Genomic DNA, 6582 nt, shown 5'->3' on the forward strand with positions numbered 1-6582 from the left:
GTGACGGAAACGTGCCGCGTCAAGCAAGATGGCTCAGACCATGGGTTCGATACAAAATCGAAGGGGACAAGCTATGGAACAATGATTGATCTTGACGACGAAATCCTCATGTGAGCTTTGAGAGCGGCTTTTAAAGCGCCATGAATCGTTGCCTGTCTCTACGATTTCGCAATGGTGCGTCAGCCGATCAAGGAGTGCAGTTGTCATTTTGGCATCACCAAAGACGGTGGGCCACTGACTAAACGCCAGATTGGTCGTAACGATAATTGAGGTTCGCTCGTAGAGCTTGCTTGTTGAACATCATCTGAGTTTGACCCAGTTTTGTATTTGAGGTTGATCAGCCCCTTCACAGGTATTCGATTGTAACACATGTCGATTTCCAAATTTGTGTGGGTTAACCCGCAATGGAAAACTGGTTCATAATGAGCCAATATTTCACAAGTAATTACTATATTTAATCTTATGATATATCGAAAATTTCAAAATAACGGCCTAATCATATCCACCCGGCATAGTAGGGAGATAAAATAGCGATCATTGTGTGAGTTGCTTATAGCGCGTCTAAATTTAGCGCGCCTTAATAAAAACAATTATTTAGTTCCATGGCGTTGATCATATCCAGAATGCCATTACATGAGCATTTTATAATCGCGAATAACGTCTGAGGATGCAGCTTGAACGACACACACGAAGTCCTATCAATTTCGGCAGACAGTGAGACAGAGCAGCTCGAGATTTCTCGCCAACGCCTCAGCGCGCTTTATCAAACTGACTTGATGGACAGCTCACCAGAAGAACGCTTTGACCGCCTAACACGTTTGGTGGCGAGATCGTTATCAGTCCCGGTTGCACTCGTATCACTTGTCGATACCAAGAGGCAGTTTTTTAAAAGTACATATGGCCTTCCAGAACCCTGGAAAACCGAGCGAGAGACACCTTTAACTCACTCGTTTTGCCAGCATGTTGTTGCAAGAGCCGCCCCGCTGATTATTGAGGATGCGACTCTCGATCCTCTAGTATGCGACAACCTCGCCATCACTGACTTGAACGTCAGGGCCTATCTTGGCATTCCTTTGATTAGCTGTGATGGGCATGTCTTAGGCTCGCTCTGTGCAATTGATTCAATGCCTCATCAATGGACGATGCAAGAGCAGGAAATACTTGCAGACTTTGCCAAGCTCGTCGAAGAACAAATCGCCATGCGGAAGCGCGTGGAGGAGTTGGCAAAATTCGATGAGCAGCGATCGCTCATTCAAGGCGAGCTTGCTCATCGGATTAAAAACATTTTTTCAGTTATTTCCAGCTTACTCTTGATATCATCCAGAACTGAAACTGATCTCAATAGCTTTGTGTTAAGCGTTACCGGAAGGATTCAAGCACTTAGCAAGGCGAATGACTTCATCATCAATGAAAACACAAAAGATGAAGTAGCTGCTAAAGGCCTTAAGGGATTGATTGATGCTCTGCTTCAGCCTTTCAACCAAAACGACAATCAGTTTGAGCTTGCCTTTCCCGCTGTATCGGTTGGTAAAAAATCTGCAGCAGCGCTTGCACTCGTCATTCACGAATTAGCGACGAACTCAGCGAAATATGGCGCTCTTTCGGTGGTACATGGACGTATTGAATTGATGGGCCGCTGCGATAACGACACGTTAAAGATAATCTGGCGTGAAGTTGGGGGACCACAGGTTCTAGAAAAGCCAACTAGAAAAGGATTTGGAACCAAAATGGTCACCAGAACCATTGAGTCACAACTCATGGGAACGATTGAAAAGAATTATATGCGTGATGGCTTGGTGGTTACTCTCGAAATACCTTTGTCGATCATCACGCATTAGCTTTCACAGGGGTGTTGGTTTTCAACTTCACCTCACTCTAAATGGAACGCAATGTGTAATGGATAAAACATTTTCAATGTAATTATCGCTGGCGATATAGCCAGCGATTGTAAAACTTGATCAGAATTAAATAGTTCGTGGAATTACCTAAATCAGCGAAAGCATCGTCTGATAATCATCAAGCATGTTAAACTAGCGTATCAGCGAGCACAGAGTAAAAAACAGGATCTTGATCGCCAATTTATTGCTTGAGAACTTAAGCTTGTCTCGCCTTACGTTGGGCGTAGCGTCTGTCACGCTCTGCCTTGCGTGCAGCTTCATCTTCTATGACCCGTGCTATGCGAGCATTATGCTCCATCTCGAGCGATTTGGCTTCCAAAGCTTTCTCGGCTTCGACTGCTGCTTGCTTATCAGCTGCCTCTACTACTAGGCGAATACGCTCTTCAAGCTTCAGGCGATCTCGTTCAACGCGACGTGCTTCACGAGCCTCAACGATAGCAACTCTTTCCGCATGTTTTTCAAGCCGCGACGGCTCAGCGGCGGCTTTTGCAGCATTGTATGCGTTGAGAAGAGAGGCTTTGGCAGCAGCAGCATTGGAGCGGCGATCGGCAAATTCATTACTGTTTTGGCTTTTCAAGATTTATCCTCTTAATGTTTAGTAGGAATTTAAAGTTTAGCTGACTCATTTGGCTGATAAGAGTATACAAGGTGGAAAACGCACGGCTTGCTGCTTTCACAAGGTATACTTTTTCAAGCCGCGCTGTCATTAGCCTGTCGCTTTTGCCGCTAATTTTTGCGTTATATAATGGACGGAAATTGGCGAAGGCTACCCGAGCCAGTACTAAGCGTTGCAAATCAGCCAGATTATGCTGCGTTACGCGCTTCATTGCCATTTGGTGAAGCTTGGATGTTTTTAGAAAACGGCTTTCGCTTCGGTTTAGGTAACAAACCTTCGCGTTGAGCTTTCTTCTTCGCTTCTTTTTTGGCTCGACCTATCGCAGCTTCCTTTTCCCGAATTCGTCTTTCGGAAGGCTTTTCATACGCGCGACGAGCTTTCATCTCGCGGAAAACGCCTTCACGCTGCAATTTCTTTTTTAGAACCCGTAGGGCTTGGTCAATGTTGTTATCTCGAACAAGAACTTGCAAAATATCTCCTATACTAAAGCTTAAGAAGTAAGGTCACGGGCAATTCTGGCTGCCCTTAACCGTTCTGTTTTTGCCGCGTTAGCAGACTTTTCCTCGTTTAGAATAGTTTTAGCAGCCATGTCAGTTCGTGACTTCTGCGACTCCATACGCGTAGCGACGGGCTTGAACAGTGTGTCTTTTGTTAATTCCGTTATCAAAGTGCGATACTCCCAAAGTGGAACAAATTAAGCGTGACTATCTCGCGCGGCTTTTTGAGCAACCACCAGCGCTTCTTTTCAGAACATTGGAAAGCTTTGACCACTCTCTCGACAACGCAGGGCGTGCCAGGCTGTTATTTGTGGACGAGAGCTGCGTCTCAGGTGCGATGCCTAATTTTCGTACTGTGGTTATCAAATTAAATGCATTCACTGATGGAGTTTGCATTCCGCCTCCCTGTTGAAAATGAATTCTTATATTAAGTAGGTATTAAAAAGGGCCGAGCGTGCACTCGACCCTCAAAAGCAATCTTCTTTCAACAATGCCAGTACATCCGTGGTCAAAGGAAAGAAGAAAACCTATTTAAGCAGCCTGCAGATTGCAGGCAGACATTTTGCCCGACTTCATGTCACGCTCCATATCGTAGCCAATCTTTTGGCCTTCGACGATTTCGCGCATTCCGGCGCGCTCGACGGCAGAAATATGAACAAATGCGTCCGCACCGCCGTTGTCAGGCTGAATGAAGCCAAACCCTTTTGTGGAATTAAACCATTTAACTGTGCCGGTGGTCATAATAAACCCTCTCTTAGCAACATAGAAAACAACACGCCAAAGCGTGATTCAAAGTGATAACGATTTTTAAAATGGGGTTCGTTCAGGGCACGGTGCTAATTGTGCAATAAGCAAAACTCAAAAAGAAAATATCGATATATATTATTTAGAATATACACAACAAATTGTCAAATTAAATTTAAATAGTGGCGTCAAACTAACATATTTTTTATGAAACGTCTGCGCCAATTACATTGGAATTTGTAATAATATTGCCTTGAAATTAGTTTATACAAATTGGAGGGGGCTCCTACTCGTGGAATCGACGTTCTATCTCACGTGATATATGGCAGTTATTGTCAACATTCTTGAGGCGGGCTAAAAGGTCATCAAATTGAACTCTACTAACATCGAACTCGTCCGAGTTTAAGCGTCTTAAAGTATGGCCAATTGCAGCGATACTCGGACTGGCCTGTAGAGTTTTAGAGGAGCTTCTCGATTTATCGATGACACGTTCTGCCGATATTTTTATTTCTTTTTTCAGCGACATAGCAATCTCCTCGTTGAAGCTCTTGTTTTAACACCCATCAATGGCACTGTTACTTTAACGAGAGTGCAGACATGGCTCATTCTTTGTGGCCTCTGTCATGCAGATTTCAGGCACGAGATTTCACGCCACATGTCAGTGGCGGCTTGACGTAGCTCTCGGTGATTGGCTGAACTGATTTGGTTGCGTGGGAAATAATGAAGATTGTAAATCGGGTCATGTATCGACTTGAAATTTTGCACATGTCGCGCCGATTTAAAGCGCTTCATAACCCGCTCGCGTCGTCGGATCGGCTGATGTGAATTCTCTGCCCGATTGTTCAAACCCTTATGCTGGCGATGATCGCAAACGCTAAGGCCTATAGCTCGTTTGGCAGCGCCATATGATCGTAGTTTATCGGTGACCATAACCCGCGGTGCACAACCTTGAGCAGAGAGAAGCTTGCACATGAAACGCTTGGCGGCCTTGGTATTGCGGCGTTTCTGGACCAAAACATCTAACACAAAACCGTCCTGATCAACCGCTCGCCAAAGAATGTGATGCTCACCTTTGATAGATATTACGCACTCATCCAAGTGCCATTTATCGCCAAGGCGCGGTGTGCGACGACGGATATTACTGGCATAAGTCCGTCCGAATTTCTCTGCCCATTCGTAAACTGTCTTATGTGTGACGAATATCCGCGATAAGCCAGCATATCTTCGACCATACGAAAGCTAAGTGGAAAGCGGAAATACAACCACACCGCCTCTGCAATAATCTCAGCGGGATAACGATGGCGGTGGTAAAGCGAAGAACGAGGTTCGATCATCACCCGTTATCGCCAACGATGTTTACGCTTAGGTTAAGGTAACTGTGCCCATATAACGGATCAGTTGGTGCCATTAAATCTGCCCCGTTTTCAAATCCGCTAGTTCGTGCCCGCAGGGTTGGAGGCTAAGCTTTTCGGCTTTCCAAGCGCGTGTAGCAATTTCATCGATGGCCATTGGTTTGAATAAGCCACTCGATAGGCCGGCTCATTGATCTCCGAAAGTATATCCCATTGACATATCCCTTCTATTAAATTATCTATATCATATCAACGTGGATATAATTAGGAATAACGAAGATGGAGCAGGGAGCAGTATTCCAGAGCAACAGAAGTCAAGCTATCCGCTTGCCGAAGGCAGTAGCTTTGCCTGCCGATGTGAAGCGCGTTGATATTGTTGCTGTGGGACGCACTCGAATTATAGCACCTGTTGGTGAGGTGTGGGATAGCTGGTTTGAAGGTATTGAACCAACATCTGACTTCATGATTGAGCGTGATCAGCCTGCGTCGCAGGAGCGTGAGGCGTTGTAATGCTGAAGTACATGCTGGACACTAATATATGCATTTTTACGATCAAGAATCGACCACAGCAAGTGCGGGAAGCATTTAACCGCTTCCACGATCAATTGTGCATCAGCTCGATTAGCTTGATGGAATTGATTTACGGGGCGGAAAAGTCCGCGAATCCCGAAAAAAACCTTGCAGTCGTGGAGGGGTTCGCAGCTCGCCTTGAGGTGTTATCGTACGATGAACCAGCAGCAAACCATTCGGGTCAATTACGTGCTGAGTTGGCCCGTAATGGAACTCCTATCGGTCCATACGATCAATTGATAGCTGGCCACGCCCGCTCACGTGGTTTGATTATGGTTACGAACAATCGTAGAGAGTTTGATCGTGTTCCTGGTTTACGGGTAGAAGACTGGACCCTTTAGGTTCTAACTCACATTCATGGAGTTGTTATTATTTAGTGATCGTTTAATCCATCCACATCACTGACGGGTCGTAGGTTTAGTTCCTTTCAGGATCTTATGAACCATGTTGTCGACGGTAAGTAACACCTTCCGAATCTTGACTGGAAATCTGGAAAGCGGACAGCAGATTTTCTGCACGGGCGGACTCTTGACTTTGGCTCAAAAACAAAAGAACCGCCAACAAATATGCCCCGGCTAATGGTTATGTCATAACTACCTTGTGCTAATGTCCCAGGTGTATCAAGGCAAAACAAAGCTACTTATCGGACGATTAACAAACATAGTTAACGTCAGAGTAATGAAACCTATCAACTATTTGTGTTAAATATTAAAATAATAATTATTATAAATCATTGACTAAATGGCTGCCAATTCAACGCGTAACGCGTAAATCGCAAGGTAAGCGGGGCATATCCGTTGGCGGTGCCATTTTGGCAGGCAGTCGCGTATAATCGCAATCTATCATAATCTGGTCTGCGGCAGAAGACTGCTTCCAATTGCATTTTGAAGAAGGCTCGGATGACT

The 6582-nt window shown here is 45.1% G+C and carries 6 protein-coding genes and 2 pseudogenes; 3 read left to right on the top strand and 5 right to left on the bottom strand.

Translation table 11 applies throughout. The annotated features are described in order from the left end of the window. Positions 1–33: 33 nt before the first annotated feature. A pseudogene (locus tag ACOZHT_RS24245) lies at positions 34–291 on the bottom strand (ATP-binding protein); the annotation flags it as partial. A gap of 383 nt (positions 292–674) precedes the next feature. Here ACOZHT_RS24245 and ACOZHT_RS24250 point away from each other — a divergent pair. Further along, entirely contained in the window at positions 675–1838 is a 1164-nt protein-coding gene (locus ACOZHT_RS24250; RefSeq protein WP_339514127.1) for a GAF domain-containing protein, read from the top strand. Between the two features lie 256 nt (positions 1839–2094). Here the strand turns inward: ACOZHT_RS24250 and ACOZHT_RS24255 are convergent, their stop codons facing one another. The 4 genes and pseudogenes from ACOZHT_RS24255 to ACOZHT_RS24270 form a co-directional block, all read right to left on the bottom strand. Further along, positions 2095–2475: a DUF6481 family protein gene (locus ACOZHT_RS24255; protein WP_339514128.1), complete on the bottom strand. Its 381-nt coding sequence runs from the start codon at positions 2473–2475 to the stop codon at positions 2095–2097. A 227-nt stretch (positions 2476–2702) separates the two neighbouring features. Further along, positions 2703–2984, bottom strand: coding sequence for a 30S ribosomal protein S21 (gene rpsU / locus ACOZHT_RS24260; protein ID WP_339514129.1), 282 nt, complete (start codon positions 2982–2984; stop codon positions 2703–2705). Between the two features lie 558 nt (positions 2985–3542). Further along, a complete protein-coding gene (locus ACOZHT_RS24265) occupies positions 3543–3752 on the bottom strand; it encodes a cold-shock protein (protein ID WP_094507679.1) in 210 nt (69 codons plus the stop codon). Positions 3753–4376: 624 nt separating this feature from the next. Continuing rightward, positions 4377–5089, bottom strand: a pseudogene (locus ACOZHT_RS24270) (IS6 family transposase). Positions 5090–5386: 297 nt separating this feature from the next. Here ACOZHT_RS24270 and vapB point away from each other — a divergent pair. Together vapB and vapC are read left to right on the top strand one after the other, a co-directional pair. Next, complete coding sequence (gene vapB / locus ACOZHT_RS24275) at positions 5387–5617, top strand: type II toxin-antitoxin system VapB family antitoxin (RefSeq protein ID WP_105708324.1); 231 nt, start codon at positions 5387–5389, stop codon at positions 5615–5617. Beyond that, positions 5617–6018, top strand: a complete 402-nt coding sequence (gene vapC, locus ACOZHT_RS24280) for a type II toxin-antitoxin system tRNA(fMet)-specific endonuclease VapC (protein ID WP_339514133.1) — start codon at positions 5617–5619, stop codon at positions 6016–6018. Before vapB ends, vapC begins: the two co-directional genes overlap by 1 nt. Positions 6019–6582: the final 564 nt, after the last annotated feature.

The organism is Ochrobactrum sp. EDr1-4, assembly GCF_049199085.1.
GTDB lineage: Bacteria > Pseudomonadota > Alphaproteobacteria > Rhizobiales > Rhizobiaceae > Brucella.